Genomic DNA, 19,842 nt, shown 5'->3' with positions numbered 1-19,842 from the left:
ATCACCCGTACGTCACCGAGGAGGACCATCCGTGTCGCTCGACCTGCCCCGCACCGAGCCCCGCAGCGCCCATCCGGCCGCGGACGAAGTCCGTCAGCGCCTCGAACACGCCCGCACGACCCGGCTGGCGCAGCTCAAGGCGCTGGACGAAACCGGGCAGAGTCCCGGCGACCACCTGATGTCCAACCAGAGGGACGCCATCAAGCGCGTCCTGACGGAGATCGACGAGGCCTTCGCCCGCGTCGAGGACGGCACCTACGGCACCTGCCTGGGCTGTTCCAAGGCCGTACCGCCGGAGCGGCTGGAGATCCTGCCGCACACCAGGTACTGCGTCGGCTGCCAGGGCCGCGCCTGACCCCGTCCGTCCTCCCCTCCCGCTCTGCCCAAGGGGTGCAGTGGTGATCCACCAGACCATCGGCGGGCGCGACACGGTCCTCACCGCCGAGGACCTCGCCGCGCTGCGCGAGAACCTGCACGAGCAGCGGCTGTTCCGGCAGGAGCAGCTGCGGCAGTTCGCCGCCTTCTCCTCCGACCGCGCCGAGGACCGGCGCCGGCGGGAGGACGCGGCCCAGATCGAGGTCGGCGTCAAGCTCGCGGCCTCCGCCCGCATGGTCCTCGCCGACGTCGAGGCGGCCCTCGCCCGGATGGACTGCGGGCAGTACGGCGCCTGCCACCTGTGCCGACGCGCCGTCGAACGCCACCGCCTGCTGATCGTCCCCCAGGCCCGCTACTGCGGGCGCTGCCAGCAGGTGAGGGAGGCCGGCCGGTGACCGTGGTCCGGCGTCCCCGCCCGACGCCGGTGCGGCACCGGCACTGGCCGCTGTGCCGGCGCTGCTCAGGCATCGCCCTCGACCTGGGCAGCGCCCGCACCCGCGCGTGGATCGCCGGACGCGGCATGGTCCTCGACGTGCCCACCGTGACCTTCCCGGGCACCGGCGCCGTCCACCCCATCCAGCGCGGCACCATCGTCGACACCCCCGGCACGGCCCGGATGCTGGAGCGGCTGCTCGGGCACCGGCTGCCCCGGCTCGGCCGTCCGCTGGTCGTCGTCACGGCGCCGGTGCTGGACGGGCCGGCCTTCCGGACCGCCGCCCGCGCGGCGGTCGAGGTCCTCCGGCCGCGGGCCGTACTGACCGTCCCGGGCGCCCGCGCGGTGGCCCTGGCCGCGGGCGCCGACCACATCGGGCCGCTGCTCGTCGTGGACATCGGCGCCCACCTCACCGAGGTGGTGCTGCTCGTGGACGGAGCGGTCACCGACGCCCGCCGCGTCGCGCTGGGCACCACCGACCTGGCCGACGGCACACCCCCCGGCGACGTCACCGCGGCGGTGGTCGACATGGTGACCGCGATGCTGCGGCAGGACCGCACCGCGCTCACCCGCACCGCCCTGCGCCGTGGCGTCCTGCTGGCCGGCGGGGGCGCGCTGCGCCCCGACATCACCCGCGACCTGCCCGCCGGCCTCGGCTGCGCGGTCCAGCAGGTCCCCTCGCCGCACACCGCCGCCGTCCGGGGCGCCGCCGGCCTCCTCGCCGCGGCACACCACCACCCCCCGGTCACCCAAACCCCCTGACCGCCCCCGCTGCCCGCCCCGCCACCGGAAAGGAGCCCCGACGTGGCCGGCGAGACACCTCCGGCACAGCCGCCCCCCGGCCCGCCCCCGCGGCCCCTGCTGTGGCGCTGGCGGCACAACCCCCTGCGCCGCCGCACCGACACGCTCCACGCCTGGCTCGGCCTCGGGACGCTGATCGCCGTACTGGCCGTGGCCCCCGTGGCCGCCCTCCTCGTGGGCGACACCGCGCGCCGTCATTACGAGGACACCGCGCGCCACCAGAACCTGATCCGGTACGAGACCACCGCGACCCTCGTCCACGACGCCCCCCGCCACCCCGAGCCGGGCTCGGACGAGGAGAAGAGGACCCGCTACCCGGTCGAGGTCCGCGTCGTCACCCGGGAGGGGCGGACCCGCACCACGCGCGCCGAGGTCCCGCCGGGACTGACCGCCGGCAACACCGTCCGCCTCTGGATCACCGCCGACGGCGAGGCGACGGACCCGCCGCTGACCGCCCGGGAGGTCCGCAGCCGCGCCATGGGCTGGGCCCTGCTGGCCGCCATCGGCGTCGCCCTCGCCGGCGCCGCCGTCCACGCCCTGACCGGCCACGCCCTGCGCCGCCGCAACCTCGCCGCCTGGGACGCGGCCTGGGCGGAGACGGCCCCGCGCTGGACCACCCCGACCTGATCCGGTGTCACCGGGGCCCCCGGTCAGGGCCCAAGAGGCCGTCGAGGACGTGACGAGGCCGCCGGCGGAACGGAGCCCGGCAGCACCCCGCGAGCCCGCGACCGGCGCGTGTGACGCCTTCGGCCGCGCTCCTACGAAACTTTCGAAGCGATGTGGTCAATCTTCGGTGATTGACCGACTTGCGTCGCAGAGCCCCTGAATTCGACCGGTTCACCACCTCGGTTGAGCTGCGAATATGCGGAAGTGCGCAAGATCTTGAGCAAGCGAACTTTTCGAAATATCGACCGAAACTGTTGACGGTTGACGCGCACAGGCCAACACTGTCCGGCATCGAACCTCCCCGAGCCGCACAGGAGGCGCACCACATGCACGTGTCCGCACACCCGAGAGGCCGCAGACGCGGCCGCCTGCTGCTGAGCGTCAGAAGCGTCTGGACCATCGCGCTGGCCGCCGTCACCGCACTGCTCCTGACCGCCACCACCGCGACCGCCGTCACCACGAACCAGACCGGCACCAACAACGGCTGGTGGTACTCGTTCTGGACCGACTCCCAGGGAACCGTCTCCATGGACCTGGGATCCGGCGGCAACTACAGCACCCAGTGGAGGAACACCGGCAACTTCGTCGCCGGCAAGGGCTGGAGCACCGGCGGTCGCAAGACGGTCAGCTACTCGGGCTCCTTCAACCCCTCCGGCAACGCGTACCTCACGCTCTACGGATGGACCACCGGCCCGCTCATCGAGTACTACATCGTCGACAACTGGGGCACCTTCCGGCCCACCGGCGAGTACAAGGGCACCGTCACCAGCGACGGCGGCACGTACGACATCTACAAGACGACCCGGTACAACGCCCCCTCCATCGAAGGCACCAGGACCTTCGACCAGTACTGGAGCGTGCGGCAGTCGAAGCGCACGGGCGGCACCATCACCAGCGGCAACCACTTCGACGCCTGGGCGAGCAAGGGCATGAACCTGGGCAACCACAACTACATGATCATGGCCACCGAGGGTTACCAGAGCAGCGGCAACTCCAACATCACCGTGAGTGAGGGCAGCTCCGGTGGCGGTGGGGGCGGCGGTGGCGGTGGCGGGGGCGGCGGGGGCGGGGGCGGCGGTGGCGGCTGCACCGCGACCCTGTCGGCCGGTGAGAAGTGGGGCGACCGCTACAACCTCAACGTCTCGGTGAGCGGCTCCAGCAACTGGACCGTGACGATGAAGGTCCCCTCCCCGGCGAAGGTCTCCTCGACCTGGAACGTCGGCGCCTCCTATCCCGACAGCCAGACCCTGGTCGCCAAGTCCAACGGCAGCGGCAACAACTGGGGCGCGACGATCATGGCCAACGGCAACTGGAACTGGCCGTCGGTGTCCTGCAGCGCAGGCTGACCTCCCCCCCCACGAAAAGGACCACCGCAGATGACCACCGGAAAACGACCACGTGCCGCCCGGCCCCTGGTGTCGGGGCTGGCCGTCGCCGCGCTGACCCTGGCCGGCACCGCCACCACGGCCCTCGACGCCGCACCGGCGCACGCCGCCGCCTGCAACGGCTACGTCGGGCTCACCTTCGACGACGGCCCGTCCACCGGCACCACCATGAGCCTGCTCAACGCGCTGAAGCAGAACGGGCTGCGGGCCACGATGTTCAACCAGGGCCAGTACGCCGCCGCCAACCCCTCCCTGGTCAAGGCCCAGGTCGACGCCGGGATGTGGGTCGCCAACCACAGCTACACCCACCCCCACATGACCCAGCTGAGCCAGTCCCAGATGGACTCGGAGATCTCCCGCACCCAGCAGGCGATCGCGAACGCCGGCGGCGGCACACCGAAGCTGTTCCGTCCGCCGTACGGCGAGACCAACTCGACGCTGCGCGCGGTCGAGGCCAAGTACGGCCTGACCGAGGTCATCTGGGACGTCGACTCGCAGGACTGGAACAACGCGAGCACCGACGCCATCGTGCAGGCCGCCTCGCGGCTCACCAACGGCCAGGTCATCCTGATGCACGACTGGCCGGCCAACACCATCGCCGCGATCCCGCGCATCGCGCAGAACCTGGCCTCCCGGGGGTTGTGCGCCGGCATGATCTCCCCGCAGACCGGACGGGCCGTCGCCCCCGACGGTTCCGGCGGCGGGGGAGGGGGCGGCGGTGGCGGCACGGCCTGCACCGCCACCCTGTCCGCGGGCAACCGCTGGAGCGACCGCTACAACCTCAACGTCTCGGTCGGCGGCGGCAGCGACTGGACGGTGACCATGAAGGTGCCGTCCCCGGCGAAGGTCTCCTCGACCTGGAACGTCAGCACCTCCTACCCCGACAGTCAGACCCTGGTCGCCAAGCCCAACGGCAGCGGCAACAACTGGGGAGTGACGATCATGGCCAACGGCAACTGGAACTGGCCGACCGTCTCCTGCAGCACGGGCTGAGCCCGGGGCGGGCCGCGGCGCACGGCGCGCCGCGGCCCGCCGCACGCCCCGTCACAGATGTTCACGGAACCAGTCGGCGGCGAGCCCGGCCACCTGTTCCAGCGCGCCGGGCTCGGGAAAGAGGTGGGTCGCGCCGGGCACCACGTGGATGCGGTGAACGGCGGCGGACAGCCGTTCGGCGGCCCGGCGGTTGAGGTCGAGGACCGTCCGGTCGTCGCCGCCCACGATGAGCAGCACCGGTGACGAGACCATGGCCAGCGCGTCCTCCGCCAGGTCCGGACGTCCGCCCCGCGACACGACCGCCGACACCCGCCGGGGGCGTTCGGTCGCCGCCACCAGGGCGGCCGCCGCCCCCGTGCTGGCCCCGAACAGGCCCACCGTGAGATCCGCGGTGTCCGGGCGCTGCTCCAGCCGGTCGACGGCGTGCGCCAGACGCCGGGCCAGCAGGCCGATGTCGAAACGGTGCCGGCCGGTCGCGGCGTCCTCGCCCTCCTCCTCCTCGGTCAGCAGGTCCAGGAGGAGCGTGCCGAACCCCGCCAGCTGCAACGCGGTGGCGACGGCCCGGTTGCGGGGGCTGTGCCGCGAGCTGCCGCTGCCGTGTGCGAACAGCACCATCCCCCGCACTCCGGCCGGGATCTCGAGGTCACCGGCCAGGACCGCCCCGTCCGAGGGGACCGTCACGGACTCGGAGAGCATGCCGGTCACCTCCTCAGTCGGTGTCCTCGGCGGCACGTCCGGCGGGCAGCAGGCCGCCGATGTCCCGGGGCAGCGCGGCGACCAGCTTCTCCGTCAGCTCCGGGGTGAGGGCCGCGTCGAGCACCTCCAGTACGGCGGCGGCCTCGCGCACGGCCGCGTCCTCGTCCGTCTCCGCGCGGCCGGCGATCCGTCCGGCGAACGCCGTCAGGTCGAAGCGCTCGCCCGAGACGGTCTGCCGCATGGGCGCGGCCAGGGTCGGCGGCAGCTGGGCGGCCACGTGGCCCGCCAGCCCGGCCGGCAGCCGCTCGGCCAGCGTACTGAGCACGGCCCGGGTCGCCCGCTCGGACGTCCCCCGGTCCGGCAGCCGGGTGAGGGCCTGTACTTTGCCGATGAACTCGTCGTGCTGCATGAGGCGGTGTCCTTCCTCATGGTTCGGTTGTCGGCGATCGGTTCCGGGGCGGGTACCCGCAACGGGTCCACACCAACGGACACCGGTTTGCCACCGGGAACGAGGGCTACCCGGCCGGTGCGAACGTGACGGAGGAGGTGCCCGGCGTGCGTGACCCGCGTACCGATCCCACCCGTGAGCCGGTCTCCCGCGCCCGCTCCGGGACGATCGGCCGCCGCTTCCCGCGGACCGGCACCGAACCGGTCACCGCGCGCAGCCCGCTGCGGCTGCGCCTGCTGCTCGCCGCGGTCTTCCTGCCCCTCTTCCTCGCCGGCACCGCACTGTTCGGCGCCTGGGCCGCGGGAGCCGACGCCGGCGACGGTCCCGGCCGGGGCCCGTTGATCCTGCTCGCCGTCGTCTGCGGCGTGCTCGCGCTGACGGCCCTGCTGGATCTGGTGGTCGTCCTGCGCCGGCTGCGCCGGGAACGGGGAGCCGCCCGCTGAGCGGCCCACGGTGACGCCCCGCGGTGCCGCGGACACCGGTTGCGAACGCACCGGTCGCGTGTTCCGGGCCGGCGCCGCGCCGATCGGAAAGGCGTTGGCCCGGCGGCGCGGAAGGCCCGCCCCGCGGCCCCGCCCCTGGGAGACGGGCACCGGTGCGGCCCACCCGCGCCGCCTGCCGGGGCAGCGGTCGAGTTCCTCCTCCACCGGCGGTTTCGACACGTCGCGCAGGTGCTGGGACTGTCCCGGCCGGCCGCCCGCACGGGCCTGTTCCGCCTGCTGCGCGGGACTCGTGCCGAGGTCGGAATCGGGGTCCACGCGCACGGACCTGGCCATCTCCTCACGATGGGCGTACCGCTCGGCCGGAATGCCGCGCAGCGCCTTGACGACATCCGGTGAGGCACCGGACCGGCCGGCCGCCCGGACCAGGTCGTCCTTGCCGGCCGGGAAGTCGACGTCCTTGACGGCGCTCACCACGTCCCGGGCGCTCGTCCTGTGGGCCGTGGCTCCTTCTCCCTCGTCGCGGTGCCGGGCCCCCGGGCAACCGCCGTCGCCCGTCCCTCACCTCCGCGAGGGGTCCGCTACGACGACTCCCGCACCACCAGCTCCGTGGGCAGTGTCCGCTGCTGCCGGGGCCCGCCCTGCCGGGTGATGTCGGTGAGGATCCGGGCCATGGTCCGGCCTATCTCCTCCACCGGCTGGCGCACGGTCGTCAGCGGCGGGGCGGTGTGGCGCGCGAGGACGGAGTCCTCGTAGCCGACGACGGCGACGTCGCCGGGCACCTGCCGTCCCTGCCGGCGCAATTCGGCCAGGGCACCGACCGCCATGAGGTCGGAGGCGGCGAAGACGGCGTCCAGATCCGGGGCGCGTTCAAGTAGCGAACGCATCGCCCGGCCGGCCCCCTCCTCGGTGAAGTCGCCCTGCTCGACCAGGAGTTCGTCCTCCGCCACCCCCGCCTCGCGGTGCGCGGTGCGCCAGCCGGCGAGCCGGCTGCGGCCGACGTCCATGTCCAGCGGGCCGGTGATCGTGGCGATCCGGGTCCGGCCGCGGTGCAGCAGGTGCCGTACCGCCGCGGTGGCGCCCCCGGCGTTGTCGGAGTCGACGTAGCTCAGCCGTTCGCCCGCGTCGCGGCGGCCGGCCAGCACGGTGGGCAGGCCCATCTCCTCCAGCATGCCCGGCAGCCGGTCGTCGGCGTGCACGGAGACCAGCAGGACGCCGTCCACGCGGTGCGCCGCCACCGTCTCGGTGAGCTGGTCGCGCTCGGCCTGGTCGCGGACGAGCATCAGCTGCAGCTGGGTCCGGCTCTCCGCGAGGGCGCCGCTGACGCCGCGGATCAGCGCGGCGAAGAACGGTTCCGAACCGAGCCGGCTCTCCGACTCCGGGATCACCAGGGCCACCGCGTTGGTGCGGTTGGTCACCAGGCCGCGGGCGACCGAGTTGGGGACGTAGTTCAGCTCCTTGATCGCGGCCAGGACCCTCGCGCGGGCGTCGGCACTGACCAGGTCCGAGCCGTTGACGACGCGGGAGACCGTGGTGCGGCCCACGCCGGCGCGGGCCGCGACCGTTTTGATGGTCGGACGACGGTTACCGCTCATGTGCTCCCCCCTGGGCGGCCGCGACGGCGGTGCCTGCCGCGGAGGTGACCTGCGGCAATTCTTGCAGACGCCGCCGTCGGCGCCGCACCCCCCGGGGGCGGGACGGCGGACGCGGGGCCCGGTGCGGGACAACAAGTTGGGTTCAAGTTATTGACATACCCATCTTCCGGCCATGAGTCTTCGGTGCGTGGTGGGAACGTACCCACTCCGAAATGGGCACGTTCCCATCTCTATCAGAGCCGCTGTAGTCATCGCAGAACTCGTCACTCCGATGTGTCAGCGCCGTCGCTAGGAGGAGATCCATGGGCACTTACGGTTCGTTGCGCAGGAAGGCGGTGGCGACAGCCGCGGCCGCCGGCGCGCTGGCACTCGTCGCCGGCTGCGGCGGCAGCGACGACTCGGCCACCGGCGGTGGCAAGAAGGACGGCAAGGTCACCATCACCATGGGCCTGTACGGCGTGATGGGCCTCAAGGAGACCGGCCTCCTGGAGCAGTACGAGAAGGAGAACCCCGAGGTCGACATCAAGGCCGAGATCGCCGGTGACGAGCAGACGTACTACACCGCGCTGCAGACCCGCCTCGCCGCAGGCAACGGCCTGAAGGACATCCAGGGCATCGAGATCGGCCGGGCCAAGGAGATCACCGAGACCCAGGCGGACAAGTTCGCGGACTTCGCCGGCATGGCGGGCACCGACCACTTCCTGCCCTGGAAGGAATCCCAGATCAGCACCGGGGACGGCAAGGTGCTGGGCCTGGGCACCGACATCGGCCCGATGGCCGTCTGCTACCGCAAGGACTACTTCGAGCAGGCCGGCCTGCCCACCGACCGCGAAGAGGTCGGCAAGCTGTGGGAGGGCGACTGGAAGAAGTACGTCGAGGTCGGCCGCACCTTCAAGAAGGACTTCAAGGGCGACAAGGTGGCGTTCACGGACTCGGCCAGCGGCCTGTTCAACGCCATGGTCTACGGCCACTCCGAGCAGTACTACGACGAGAAGGGTGAGTTGATCTACGACAAGAACCCGGCCGTCGAGGAGGCCTGGGGCCTCGCCTCCGACGCCGCGGAGGAGGGCCTGACCGCCAAGCTCCGCCAGTTCCAGCCGGGCTGGGACCCCGGTCTGGCCAACGGCACGTTCGCGACCGCCGTCTGCCCGGCCTGGATGCTCAGCCACATCAGCGAGAAGGCCGGTGAGGCCAACAAGGGCAAGTGGGACGTCGCCCGGGCGCCCAAGGGCGCCAACTGGGGCGGGTCCTTCCTCGGGGTGATCGAGAAGAGCCCGGTGAAGGAGGAGGCCAAGAAGCTCGTCGCCTGGCTGACCGCGCCGGAGCAGCAGGCCCACATCTTCAAGGAGATCGGCAACATCCCGTCCTCCGAGAAGGCCCTGGAGAACCCCGACGTGAAGAACGCCACCTCGGAGTACTTCGGCAACGCCCCGATCGGCCAGATCTTCGGCGCCGCCGCGCAGGAGATCCCCGACAAGCAGGTCCTCGGCCGCAAGGACGGCACCATCAAGGACACCTTCTCCCAGGGACTGGCCCTGGTCGAGCAGGGCACCAAGCGTGACGAGGCGTGGAAGACCACCACGGAGCGCATCGAGAAGGCGGTCGGCTGACCGACCCCTCCTCCGGCCGCCCGGGCCCGCTCGGCATCCGCCGACGGGCCCGGGCCCGGCTCACACATCCGTTCTCAGGAAGGAAAGTCCGGTGGCCACCTCCACCACCAAGGCTCTGACCGGCGAGGAGCCGCCGGCCCCGCCCGGCACCTCGGGCGGCGGGAAGACCGCCCGGCGGCGCAGCGCGCTGCTGCACCGGCTGGACGTCAAGGGTGCGCCGTTCGCGTTCGTCGCCCCCTTCTTCATCGTCTTCGCCGCATTCAGCTTCTACCCCCTCGTCTACACCTCGTGGATCTCGCTGCACGACGTGGAGCTGGCCACCCTCGACGTCATGGAGTGGGTGGCGTTCGACAACTACGTCGAACTCTGGGGCGACTCGCGGTTCTGGAACGCGCTGCAGAACACCATCACCATCGGCGTCATCTCCACGGTGCCGCAGCTGATGATGGCGCTCGGCCTGGCGCACCTGCTCAACTACCGCATGCGCGCCTCGCTGTTCTTCCGCGTCGCCTCGCTGGTCCCCTACGCCACCTCGGTCGCCGCCGCCGCGCTCGTCTTCACCATGATCTTCGAGCGTGACTTCGGCATGATCAACTGGGCGCTCGGCTCGGTCGGCATCGACCCGGTGGACTGGGAGGCCGACAAGTGGCCCGCCCAGGTGGCCATCTCCACCATCGTCATCTGGCGCTGGACCGGCTACAACGCGCTGCTCTACCTGGCCGCCATGCAGGCCATCCCGGCCGAGCGGTACGAGGCGGCGTCCATCGACGGGGCGTCCCGGTGGAAGCAGTTCACCCACGTCACCATCCCCGGAATCCGCTCCACCATCGTCTTCACCATCGTGCTCTCCACCATCGGCGCCACCCAGCTCTTCGGTGAGCCGCTGATCTTCGGCCAGGGCCCCAACGGCGTCACCGGAGGCGCCGACAACCAGTACCAGACGCTGGGCCTGCTGCTGTACGAGGAGGGCTGGAAGAACTACCAGATGGGCCGCTCGGCGACCGTCGCCTGGGCGATGTTCATGCTGCTGGTCCTCGTCTTCGTCGTCCAGCGCGTCATCAAGCGCCTGCGCTCCCGCACGTCCTGACCTGGAGTCGCCATGACCACCCAAAGTCTCCCGGCCCGGACCGACGCCCCGGACCGGACCTCCGCCGCGAAGCCGAGCGACCGTGGTGGCCGCCGGCTGCTGCGCCAGCGTGCCGGCCGCCAGCACCATGCCGGCCCCCTCGCCTACGTGCTGCTCGCCATCATGGCGATCCTGTCGATCTTCCCGCTGTACTGGACGATGGTGGCCGCGTCCACCGACAACACCCGGGTCAGCCAGACGCCGCCCCCGTTCCTGCCCGGCCCGAACCTGTTCAGCAACCTCGCCCGGGCCTGGGACGAGGCGGCGATGGGCAAGGCCATGATCAACAGCCTCATCGTGGCCGGGGTGATCGCCCTGTCCACGGTGATGTTCGCGACGCTCGCCGGGTTCGCCTTCGCCAAGCTGCGGTTCAAGGGCCGCAACGTCCTGCTCATGCTGGTGATCGGCACCATGATGGTGCCGCCGCAGCTCGCCGTGGTGCCGCTGTTCATGATGATGTCGGAGCTGGGCTGGTCGCAGCAGCTGCCCGCCGTCATCTTCCCCACGCTGGTGAGCGCGGTCGGCGTGTTCTTCATGCGGCAGTACCTGTCCGAGGCGCTGCCCGACGAACTCGTCGAGGCCGGCCGGGTGGACGGGGCGCACTCGCTGCGCATCTTCTGGAGCATCGTGCTGCCCGTGGCGCGGCCCGCGATGGCCGTCCTGTTCATGATCACGTTCGTGCACGCGTGGAACGACTTCTTCTGGCCGTTCGTGGTGCTCGACATGACCAACCCGACCGTCCCCGTCGCGCTCACCCAGCTCAGCGCGGGCTACGTCCGCGACCAGTCGCTGATCATGGCGGGCGCGCTGCTCGGCACGCTGCCGCTGCTGGCGATGTTCATCGTCTTCGGCCGCCAGATCGTCAGCGGCATCATGGCGGGCGCCGTCAAGGGCTGACCCGCCGCGCCCGGCCCCGCACCCCGTCCCCACCAGGCATCCGCCTGCGAACCCCCTTACCCCGAAAGGACTCACGTGGTCACCGCACAGCAGACCGCGTCCGCCCCGGACGCCGCCCTCACCTTCCCCAAGGGCTTCCTCTGGGGCTCCGCGACCGCTTCCTACCAGATCGAGGGGGCCGCCGCCGAGGACGGACGCACGCCGTCCATCTGGGACACCTACGCCCGCACCCCGGGCCGGGTCCGCAACGGCGACACCGGCGACATCGCCACCGACCACTACCACCGCTGGCGCGAGGACGTCGCCCTCATGGCCGAACTCGGCCTGGGCGCCTACCGGTTCTCCCTGGCCTGGCCCCGGATCCAGCCCACGGGCCGCGGCCCCGCCGTGCAGAAGGGCCTGGACTTCTACCGGCGCCTCGTCGACGAGCTGCTGGACAAGGGCATCCAGCCCGTCGCCACCCTCTACCACTGGGACCTGCCGCAGGAGCTGGAGGACGCCGGCGGCTGGCCCGAGCGCGCCACGGCCGAGCGGTTCGCCGAGTACGCGGCCCTCGCCGCGGACGCCCTCGGCGACCGGGTGAAGACCTGGACCACCCTGAACGAGCCCTGGTGCAGCGCCTTCCTCGGCTACGGCTCCGGGGTGCACGCCCCCGGCCGCACCGACCCGGTCGCCGCGCTGCGCGCCGCCCACCACCTCAACCTGGGCCACGGCCTCGCCGTCCAGGCACTGCGCGACCGCCTCCCCGCCGCCGCCCAGTGCTCGGTCACCCTCAACATCCACCACGTCCGCCCGCTCACCGGCAGCGACGCCGACGCCGACGCGGTCCGCCGGATCGACGCGCTCGCCAACCGGGTCTTCACCGGCCCGATGCTGCAGGGCGCCTACCCGGAGGACCTGCTCAAGGACACCGCGGCGCTCACCGACTGGTCCTTCGTGCGCGACGGGGACCTCGAGCGGATCAACCAGCCGCTGGACTTCCTCGGCGTCAACTACTACTCGCCCACGGTCGTCTCCGAGGCCGACGGCAGCGGCACCCACACCTCGGACGGACACGGCAACAGCCCCCACAGCCCCTGGCCGGGCGCCGAGCGGGTCGCCTTCCACCAGCCGCCCGGCGACACCACCGCCATGGGCTGGGCCGTCGACCCCACCGGTCTGTACGAGCTGCTGCGCCGGCTGTCGTCGGACTTCCCGAGGACGCCCCTGGTCATCACCGAGAACGGCGCGGCGTTCGACGACTACGCCGACCCCTCGGGGAACGTCAACGACCCCGCCCGGATCGCCTATGTGCGCGGCCACCTGGCCGCCGTCCACCGGGCCATCGTCGACGGCTCGGACGTGCGCGGCTACTTCCTCTGGTCGCTGCTGGACAACTTCGAGTGGGCCCACGGCTACAGCAAGCGCTTCGGCGCCGTCTACGTGGACTACCCGACCGGCACCCGCATCCCCAAGGCCAGCGCCCGCTGGTACTCCGAGGTGGCCCGCACCGGCATCCTGCCCGGCGTCTGACCCCCGCCCGCCGGCCCCGGTGACACCCGTCCGTGTCACCGGGGCCGGCGTCGTCACGGGCGGCCCGCGCGCCGACGCAACGTTTTTTCGGGGGAGTTCGAAACATTCGAGTCACCCCGTTCCCCCCGGAGGTCCGCTCCGCCCGCCCGGCGTCGTTCAGGCCTTGCCGGGCGGAGCCGTGCTCTGCCGCACCACCAGGTGCGTCGCCAGTTCGATGCGCTGGGCGGCCGTGCCGGGGTCGTCCGGGCGGACCAGCATCCGGGCGGCCTCCTCGGCCATGTGCCGCAGGGGCTGGTGGACCGTGGTGAGCGGCGGGCTCGACCACTGTGCCAGCGGTACGTCGTCGTAGCCGACCACCGACAGGTCCTCCGGCACCCGCAGGCCCTTGACCCGGGCCGCCTCCAGCACGCCGAGCGCGTGGAGGTCGCTGCCGGCGAAGATCGCCGTGGGACGGTCGGGCCCCTCCAGCAGGTCCATGGCGTGCTCGAAGCCGCCCTGCACGTGGAAGTCGCCGAAGCGCGTCAGCCGCGGGTCGGTCTCCACCCCCGCCATCGCCATGGCCGAGCGGTAGCCGTCGAGGCGCGCCAGTGAGCACAGCATGTCCTCGGGCCCGGTGATGATCGCGATCCGCTCGTGCCCCCGGTCGGTGAGGTGGCGGGTGGCGGCGAGGCCGCCGGCCCAGTTGGCCGAGCCGACCGAGGGCACGTCCGGGTCGGGGTCGCCCGCCGGGTCGATGACGACGAAGGGGATGGCCGCGGCCCTGAGCCGCCGTTTGACGTCCTCCGGGAGCGTGGAGAAGACCAGCACGACCCCCAGCGGCCTGCGCTGCAGCACGCCCGGGAGCCAGTCCGGCGCGGGCGCGTGCCGGGTGCCGCTCTCGGTGAGCACCACCGTCGCGCGGTTCTCCCTGGCGACGTTCTCCACGCCCCTGATCAGCTCCATCGCCCAGATGCTGTCCAGTTCGTGGAAGACGAGCTCGATGAGCGGGGAGCGGGAGGCGGCCTGGACGCGCCTGCGGTAGCCGTGGACCTCCAGGAGCCGCTCCACCTTGGCCCGGGTCGCGCGGGAGACATCCGAACGGCCGTTGAGGACCTTCGAAACTGTCGGCATCGAAACGCCGGCCTCTTTCGCGACCGCGGCTAGGGTGACTCTGCCGCTCGCCTCGTCGTCATCGTGCATACCCGCAGGATAGGCCACCGTGCATCGATAACGGTTTGGGCGAGTGCCGTTCCGACCGTTGACCGAAACACGCGTCTGACCTACTGTCCCACGGCATGGACTTTCGGCGATGCTGCCGAAACTTTCGAAAGGCGAACGATGAAGACACGTGCGCGCTTGCCCAGACTGGTCGCCACCGGTGCGACGCTCGCCCTCGCACTGAGCCTCTCGGCCTGCGGTGACGGGAACGGCGGGGCGTCGGGGGACGACGGCAAGATCCATGTCCTGGTCTATGGGGACGCCAGCAACAAGGTCGAGAAGCAGATCGTCGACACGTTCAACAAGACGTCCGACGTCAAGGTCGTCCTCGACACCATCCCCGGTGCGGACTACCAGCAGAAGCTGCAGACGATCATCAACACCCCCCAGGCCCCGGACGTCTTCTTCAACTGGGGCGGCGGCAGCATCAAGCCGTTCGTCAAGGCCGACCTGCTGATGCCGCTCGACGACTTCATCAAGAAGAACCCGGACCTGGAGAACAAGTTCCTGCCGTCCGTCTTCAACAACGCCGTCGTCGACGGCAAGCCGTACGGCATCCCGATGCGCGGCACCCAGCCGGTCCTGCTCTTCCACAACAAGAAGGTCCTCGACGAGGCGGGCGTCAAGCCGCCGAAGACCTGGGACGAGCTGCTCGACGCGGTCGGGAAGCTCAAGGACGCGGGCGTCACGCCGATCGCGCTCGGCGGCGGCGACATCTGGCCGACGCAGATGTGGTTCCAGTACCTCTACGACCGCATCGCCGGACCGGAGCTGCTCCAGAAGGCCCTCAAGGGCGACAAGAGCGCCTGGGAGAGCGCGGAGAGCAAGAAGGCCCTGGACATGATCAGGGAGCTCGTCGACGCCGGCGCCTTCGGCAAGAACTACGACTCCGTGAAGTACACCAACGGCGGCTCGGTCCAGCTGATGGCCGCGGGCAAGGCCGGCTTCGAGCTGATGGGCTCCTGGTACTACTCCCAGCAGCTCACGGACCACAAGGACTTCGCCGAGAAGGACCTCGGCTACGGCACCTTCCCGACCGTCGAGGGCGGCAAGGGCGACCCGGCCAACATCGCCGGCAACACCAACAACTACTACTCGGTGATGAAGAAGACCAAGCACCCCGAGGCCGTCGCCGAGTTCCTGAAGCTCATGTACTCCGACGAATTCGTCAAGGCGCAGCTGGACATCGGCAACCTGCCGACCACCACCAACACCGACAAGTTCATCGACAAGGCGGGCAACGCCGAGTACTCGCGCTTCCAGTACGACCTGGTCGCCGACGCCCCGTCGTTCCAGCTGTCCTGGGACCAGGCGTACCCGCAGAAGGCCAGCTCGAACCTGCACAAGGCCATCCAGCAGTTCTTCAACGGACAGCTCGACACGGACGGCTTCATCAAGGCCATGCAGGCCCTCCCCACCGAGTGACGAACGGCTCATGACCACACAGATCACGAGCGCCCGGCCCGCCGCCGGACCCCACAAGGGGTCCCGGCGGCGGCCGCCCGCCTCGTCCGCAACGAAGGTGGGCCGCCCCGGCTTCGCCTGGGCGCTGCCCGCCGCAGTCTTCTTCGCCCTCTTCGCGATCACCCCGCTGATCATGGTGGCGGTGCTGTCCTTCATGAGCTGGGACGGCATCAGCCCGCCCGAGTTCGTCGGCATGGACAACTGGTCGCGCCTGATGGACGACCCGGTGATGCTCAAGAGCATCTGGCTGACCCTGCTCCTGACCGTGCTCGGCGTGGCCCTCCAGACGCCGCTGAGCATCGTGCTCGGGGTCTGGGCCGCCGGCCACCAGCGCAACCGGGCCGTCCTGTCCGTCATCTACTTCATCCCGCTGCTGCTGTCCGCGACGGCCGTCTCCGTGCTGTGGCGGGCGCTGCTCGACCCGAACTTCGGCATCCCGGCCGACGCCGCCTGGCTGTTCGGCGACGGCAACCTGTTCGGCGAACAGGCCACCGCCATCGGGGTGCTGGCGTTCGTCAGCACCTGGCAGTTCACCCCGTTCCACACGCTGATCTACCAGGGCGCCGCCCGCGCCATCCCGCAGGTGCTGTACCAGGCGGCGGAGATCGACGGGGCGGGCCGCTACCGGCAGTTCTTCCACATCACCCTGCCGCAGCTGCGCAACTCGATGATCACCTCGATGATCCTGATGATCGTCGGCGGCCTGACCACGTTCGAGACGGTCCTCATCCTGACCCAGGGCGGCCCCGGCACCGACACCACCATCAGCGCCTACTACATGTACGACAAGGCGTTCAAGGGCTACGACTTCGGCACCGGCTCCGCCATCGCCCTGGCCCTGGTCGTCGCGGCCACGATCATCTCGCTGATCGTCGTCCGGGTCTCCGGCTACGACAAGATGCGCAGCTCCATGGAGGGTGTGTCATGAGGCGCCGACCGAACTACGTGGCCGGCGTCGGCTCCCTCTTCTGGCTCTTCCTGGTCGGCCTGCCGCTGTACGTGATGCTCGCCGCGACCCTGCGCACCCGCCAGGACTACGCCGACAACGGCCCGGTCTCCATCCCGGACAGCTTCACCCTCGACAACTACATCAACGCCTTCGACTCGGGCTTCGGCCAGTACTTCCTCAACACGCTCGTCGTCACCGCCTGCGTGATCGGCATCGTGCTGCTGCTGGCCCCGCCGCTCGCCTACGCCATCGTCCGCAGCCGCGGCCGGGCCACGTCGGCGATCTTCCGGCTGTTCCTGCTCGGCCTCGCCATCCCGGCGCAGGCCGTCATCGTGCCGATGTTCTACCTGATCAGCGAGGCAGGGCTGTACGACAACCTGCTGGGCGTCATCCTGCCCACGGCCGCGTTCTGCCTGCCGATGTCGGCGCTGATCCTCAGCGGCGCGATGCGCGACATCTCGCCGGAGCTGTACGAGGCCATGGCCATGGACGGCGCCACCCCGCGGCGCATGTTCTTCCAGCTCGTGCTGCCGCTGTCCCGCGGCGGGCTGTCCACGATCGTGGTCTTCTCCGCGCTCCAGGCGTGGAACGGCTTCCTGTTCCCGCTCGTCCTGACCCAGTCCGACTCCACCAAGGTGGTGACCCTGGGTCTGTACAACTTCCAGACCGCGCACGGCATCGACATCCCCGGTCTGCTGGGAGCCGTGGTGCTGTCCATGGTGCCCATCCTGCTCGTCTACCTGTTCGCCCGTCGCGCCCTGGTCCAGGGCCTGATGGGCGTCGGAGGAAAGTGACTGCCGACGTGGCCGTAGAGACCACCCCCGAAGCCCCCCTCTGGAACGACCCCGACCGCCCCCTCGCCGCCAGGGTCGACGCGTTGATCGACGCGATGACGCTGGACGAGAAGATCGCCCAGCTGTACGGCGTGTGGGTCGGCGCGTCCGCCAACGGCGGCGAAGTGGCCCCGCACCAGCACGACATGGAGGAGGCCGTCGACCTCGACGCGCTCCTGCCCACCGGACTGGGCCAGCTGACCCGCCCCTTCGGCACCGCCCCCGTCGACCCGGCGCTCGGCGCGCTCTCCCTGCTGCGCACCCAGGCCCGCATCACCTCGGCCAACCGCTTCGGCATCCCCGCCGTCGCGCACGAGGAGTGCCTGGCCGGCTTCGCCGCCTGGGGCGCCACCGCCTACCCCGTCCCGCTGTCCTGGGGCGCCACCTTCGACCCGGACGTGGTGCGCCGGATGGCCGCCGCCATCGGCCGCGACATGCGCTCCGTCGGCGTCCACCAGGGCCTCGCGCCCGTCCTGGACGTGGTGCGCGACGCCCGCTGGGGCCGGGTGGAGGAGACCATCGGCGAGGACCCCTACCTCGTCGGCACCATCGGCACCGCCTACGTGCAGGGCCTGGAGTCCGCCGGGATCGTCGCCACCCTCAAGCACTTCGTCGGCTACTCGGCCTCCCGCGCCGGACGCAACCTCGCCCCCACCTCCGTGGGGCCGCGCGAGCGCGCCGACGTGCTGCTGCCGCCGTTCGAGATGGCGGTCCGCGAGGGCGGCGCCCGCTCCGTGATGCACTCCTACACCGACATCGACGGCGTCCCCGCCGCGGCCGACGAGAGCCTGCTGACCGGACTGCTCCGTGACACCTGGGGCTTCGAGGGCACCGTCGTCGCCGACTACTTCGGCATCGCCTTCCTCAAGGTCCTGCACGGCATCGCGGGCGACTTCGCCGACGCCGCGGGCGCCGCGCTGAAGGCCGGCGTCGACGTCGAACTGCCCACCGTCAAGACGTTCGGCGCACCGCTCGCCGAGGCCGTCGCCGACGGCCGCGTCCCGGAGTCGGTCATCGACCGCGCCCTGCGCCGCGTCCTCGGCCAGAAGGCGGCGCTCGGCCTGCTCGACCCCGACTGGAGCCCGGTGCCGCCCGCACTCGACGGCGCGGACCTGGACGACCCCGACGCCCTGCGCGGCACGATCGACCTGGACCGGCCCGAGAACCGGGAACTGGCCCGCGAGATCGCCGAGAAGGCGGTCGTCCTGCTCACCAACGACGGCACCCTGCCGCTCGCCGCGCCCCGCCGCATCGCCCTGGTCGGCCCCAACGCGACCGAGGGCACGGCCGTACTGGGCTGCTACTCCTTCCCCCAGCACGTGGGCGTGCAGCACCCCGACGTCCCGGTCGGCATCGACCTGCCCACCCTGCGCGAGACCCTGGCCGCCGAGTTCCCCGACGCGGAGATCACGGTCGTCCGCGGCACCGGCGTCGACGACGGGGACCTCTCCGGGATCGACGGGGCGGTGGCCGCGGCCGGTGACGCGGACGTCGTCATCGCCGTCCTCGGCGACCGCGCGGGCCTGTTCGGCCGCGGCACCAGCGGCGAGGGCTGCGACGCGGAGTCCCTCGCCCTGCCCGGCGCCCAGCAGCACCTGCTCGACGCGCTGCTCGACTCCGGCACGCCGGTGGTGACCGTCCTGCTCGCCGGCCGGCCGTACGCGCTCGGCCGCGCCGTCACCGAGTCCGCGGCGATCGTGCAGTCCTTCTTCCCCGGAGTCGCGGGCACCCAGGCGATCGCCGGCGTCCTCAGCGGCCGCACCAACCCCTCCGGACGGCTCCCGGTCAGCGTGCCGCGCGGTCCGGGCTCCCAGCCGACCACCTACCTCGGCGCCCGCCTCGCCCAGGCCAGCGAGGTCTCCAACATCGACCCGACCCCGGCGTTCGGCTTCGGCCACGGTCTGACGTACACGACGTTCGCCTGGAGCGACCTCGCCGTGGACGTGAACGAGGCCCCGACGGACGGCGAGTTCGCCCTCGCCCTCACCGTCCGCAACACCGGCGAACGGGCCGGCGCCGACGTGGTCCAGCTGTACCTGCACGACCCGGTCGCCTCCGTCGTCCAGCCGGTGCAGCGGCTCGTCGGCTACACCCGGGTGGAGCTGGAGCCGGGGGAGTCCCGCCGTGTCCGCGTCACCGTCCCGGCCGACGTGGCCTCCTTCACCGGCCGCGACGGCCACCGGATCGTCGAACCCGGCGACCTGGAACTCCGCCTGGCCACGTCGAGCACCGACGCCCGCCTGACGGCGACGGTCACCCTGACCGGCCCGGAACGCCGGGTGGACCACACCCGCCGCTTCCACGCGGTCTTCACCCAGGAGGCGTGACCCGGACCCGTCCCGCACCACGGCCGGCCCGGACCGCACACGCGGTCCGGGCCGGGCGTGCGTGGCCGGTCGCGCGGGAGCCCCGGCCGGACGGC

19 protein-coding genes and 1 pseudogene are annotated in these 19,842 nt (G+C 71.6%); 15 read left to right on the top strand and 5 right to left on the bottom strand.

What is annotated here, in order from left to right; all coding sequences use genetic code 11:
• Positions 1-31: 31 nt before the first annotated feature.
• The 6 genes from ABTY20_RS21090 (at position 32) to ABTY20_RS21065 (ending at position 4,653) form a co-directional block, all read left to right on the top strand.
• Positions 32-355, top strand: a complete 324-nt coding sequence (locus ABTY20_RS21090; protein ID WP_351998545.1) for a TraR/DksA family transcriptional regulator — start codon at positions 32-34, stop codon at positions 353-355.
• 40 nt (positions 356-395) lie between these two features.
• Positions 396-770: a TraR/DksA family transcriptional regulator gene (locus ABTY20_RS21085; RefSeq protein WP_351998544.1), complete on the top strand. Its 375-nt coding sequence runs from the start codon at positions 396-398 to the stop codon at positions 768-770.
• A complete protein-coding gene (locus ABTY20_RS21080; RefSeq protein ID WP_351998543.1) occupies positions 767-1,570 on the top strand; it encodes a rod shape-determining protein in 804 nt (267 codons plus the stop codon). Before ABTY20_RS21085 ends, ABTY20_RS21080 begins: the two co-directional genes overlap by 4 nt.
• A 42-nt stretch (positions 1,571-1,612) precedes the next feature.
• Positions 1,613-2,236 (top strand): Rv1733c family protein, encoded by a 624-nt coding sequence (locus ABTY20_RS21075; protein WP_351998542.1) that lies wholly within the window; start codon positions 1,613-1,615, stop codon positions 2,234-2,236.
• A 365-nt stretch (positions 2,237-2,601) separates the two neighbouring features.
• Entirely contained in the window at positions 2,602-3,621 is a 1,020-nt protein-coding gene (xynA, locus tag ABTY20_RS21070; protein ID WP_351998541.1) for an endo-1,4-beta-xylanase XynA, read from the top strand.
• Positions 3,622-3,651: 30 nt separating this feature from the next.
• Positions 3,652-4,653, top strand: coding sequence for a polysaccharide deacetylase family protein (locus ABTY20_RS21065; RefSeq protein ID WP_351998540.1), 1,002 nt, complete (start codon positions 3,652-3,654; stop codon positions 4,651-4,653).
• Positions 4,654-4,704: 51 nt separating this feature from the next.
• Here the strand turns inward: ABTY20_RS21065 and ABTY20_RS21060 are convergent, their stop codons facing one another.
• Both ABTY20_RS21060 and ABTY20_RS21055 read right to left on the bottom strand, forming a co-directional pair.
• Entirely contained in the window at positions 4,705-5,349 is a 645-nt protein-coding gene (locus ABTY20_RS21060) for a dienelactone hydrolase family protein (RefSeq protein WP_351998539.1), read from the bottom strand.
• Positions 5,350-5,362: 13 nt separating this feature from the next.
• Positions 5,363-5,758: a DUF2267 domain-containing protein gene (locus ABTY20_RS21055; RefSeq protein WP_351998538.1), complete on the bottom strand. Its 396-nt coding sequence runs from the start codon at positions 5,756-5,758 to the stop codon at positions 5,363-5,365.
• 146 nt (positions 5,759-5,904) lie between these two features.
• On the opposite strand from ABTY20_RS21055, the gene ABTY20_RS21050 reads away from it, so the two are divergent.
• Positions 5,905-6,240, top strand: a complete 336-nt coding sequence (locus ABTY20_RS21050; RefSeq protein WP_351998537.1) for a DUF6343 family protein — start codon at positions 5,905-5,907, stop codon at positions 6,238-6,240.
• Between the two features lie 354 nt (positions 6,241-6,594).
• Here ABTY20_RS21050 and ABTY20_RS21045 read toward each other — a convergent pair.
• Positions 6,595-6,714 (bottom strand): annotated as a pseudogene (locus ABTY20_RS21045) (DUF2795 domain-containing protein); the annotation flags it as partial.
• 104 nt (positions 6,715-6,818) lie between these two features.
• Entirely contained in the window at positions 6,819-7,832 is a 1,014-nt protein-coding gene (locus tag ABTY20_RS21040) for a LacI family DNA-binding transcriptional regulator (RefSeq protein ID WP_351998536.1), read from the bottom strand.
• 302 nt (positions 7,833-8,134) lie between these two features.
• On the opposite strand from ABTY20_RS21040, the gene ABTY20_RS21035 reads away from it, so the two are divergent.
• From ABTY20_RS21035 to ABTY20_RS21020, 4 genes are all read left to right on the top strand, one after another.
• Positions 8,135-9,442, top strand: coding sequence for an ABC transporter substrate-binding protein (locus ABTY20_RS21035; RefSeq protein ID WP_351998535.1), 1,308 nt, complete (start codon positions 8,135-8,137; stop codon positions 9,440-9,442).
• A gap of 91 nt (positions 9,443-9,533) precedes the next feature.
• Complete coding sequence (locus ABTY20_RS21030; protein ID WP_351998534.1) at positions 9,534-10,529, top strand: carbohydrate ABC transporter permease; 996 nt, start codon at positions 9,534-9,536, stop codon at positions 10,527-10,529.
• A gap of 12 nt (positions 10,530-10,541) precedes the next feature.
• Entirely contained in the window at positions 10,542-11,465 is a 924-nt protein-coding gene (locus ABTY20_RS21025; RefSeq protein ID WP_351998533.1) for a carbohydrate ABC transporter permease, read from the top strand.
• 75 nt (positions 11,466-11,540) lie between these two features.
• Positions 11,541-12,977: a GH1 family beta-glucosidase gene (locus ABTY20_RS21020; RefSeq protein WP_351998532.1), complete on the top strand. Its 1,437-nt coding sequence runs from the start codon at positions 11,541-11,543 to the stop codon at positions 12,975-12,977.
• A gap of 156 nt (positions 12,978-13,133) precedes the next feature.
• On the opposite strand, the gene ABTY20_RS21015 is transcribed toward ABTY20_RS21020, so the two are convergent.
• The gene (locus ABTY20_RS21015) at positions 13,134-14,156 is read right to left on the bottom strand and encodes a LacI family DNA-binding transcriptional regulator (protein ID WP_351998531.1); all 1,023 of its coding nucleotides are present in this window, start codon (positions 14,154-14,156) and stop codon (positions 13,134-13,136) included.
• A gap of 138 nt (positions 14,157-14,294) precedes the next feature.
• Between ABTY20_RS21015 and ABTY20_RS21010 the strand changes: the two genes are divergently transcribed.
• Genes ABTY20_RS21010 through ABTY20_RS20995 form a run of 4 tightly spaced genes read left to right on the top strand, consistent with a single transcriptional unit; the run spans position 14,295 to position 19,747 of the window.
• A complete protein-coding gene (locus tag ABTY20_RS21010) occupies positions 14,295-15,599 on the top strand; it encodes an ABC transporter substrate-binding protein (RefSeq protein WP_351998530.1) in 1,305 nt (434 codons plus the stop codon).
• Between the two features lie 10 nt (positions 15,600-15,609).
• Positions 15,610-16,566, top strand: a complete 957-nt coding sequence (locus ABTY20_RS21005) for a carbohydrate ABC transporter permease (protein WP_351998529.1) — start codon at positions 15,610-15,612, stop codon at positions 16,564-16,566.
• Positions 16,563-17,381: a carbohydrate ABC transporter permease gene (locus ABTY20_RS21000; RefSeq protein ID WP_351998528.1), complete on the top strand. Its 819-nt coding sequence runs from the start codon at positions 16,563-16,565 to the stop codon at positions 17,379-17,381. The genes ABTY20_RS21005 and ABTY20_RS21000 overlap by 4 nt, the downstream gene beginning before the upstream one ends.
• Positions 17,378-19,747: a beta-xylosidase/alpha-l-arabinosidase gene (locus ABTY20_RS20995; protein ID WP_351998527.1), complete on the top strand. Its 2,370-nt coding sequence runs from the start codon at positions 17,378-17,380 to the stop codon at positions 19,745-19,747. Before ABTY20_RS21000 ends, ABTY20_RS20995 begins: the two co-directional genes overlap by 4 nt.
• Positions 19,748-19,842: the final 95 nt, after the last annotated feature.

The organism is Streptomyces sp. NPDC126497 (assembly GCF_040302425.1).
GTDB lineage: Bacteria > Actinomycetota > Actinomycetes > Streptomycetales > Streptomycetaceae > Streptomyces.
The sequence above is the reverse complement of the archived record's forward strand: the minus strand, read 5'-3'. Positions and strand labels throughout refer to the sequence as shown.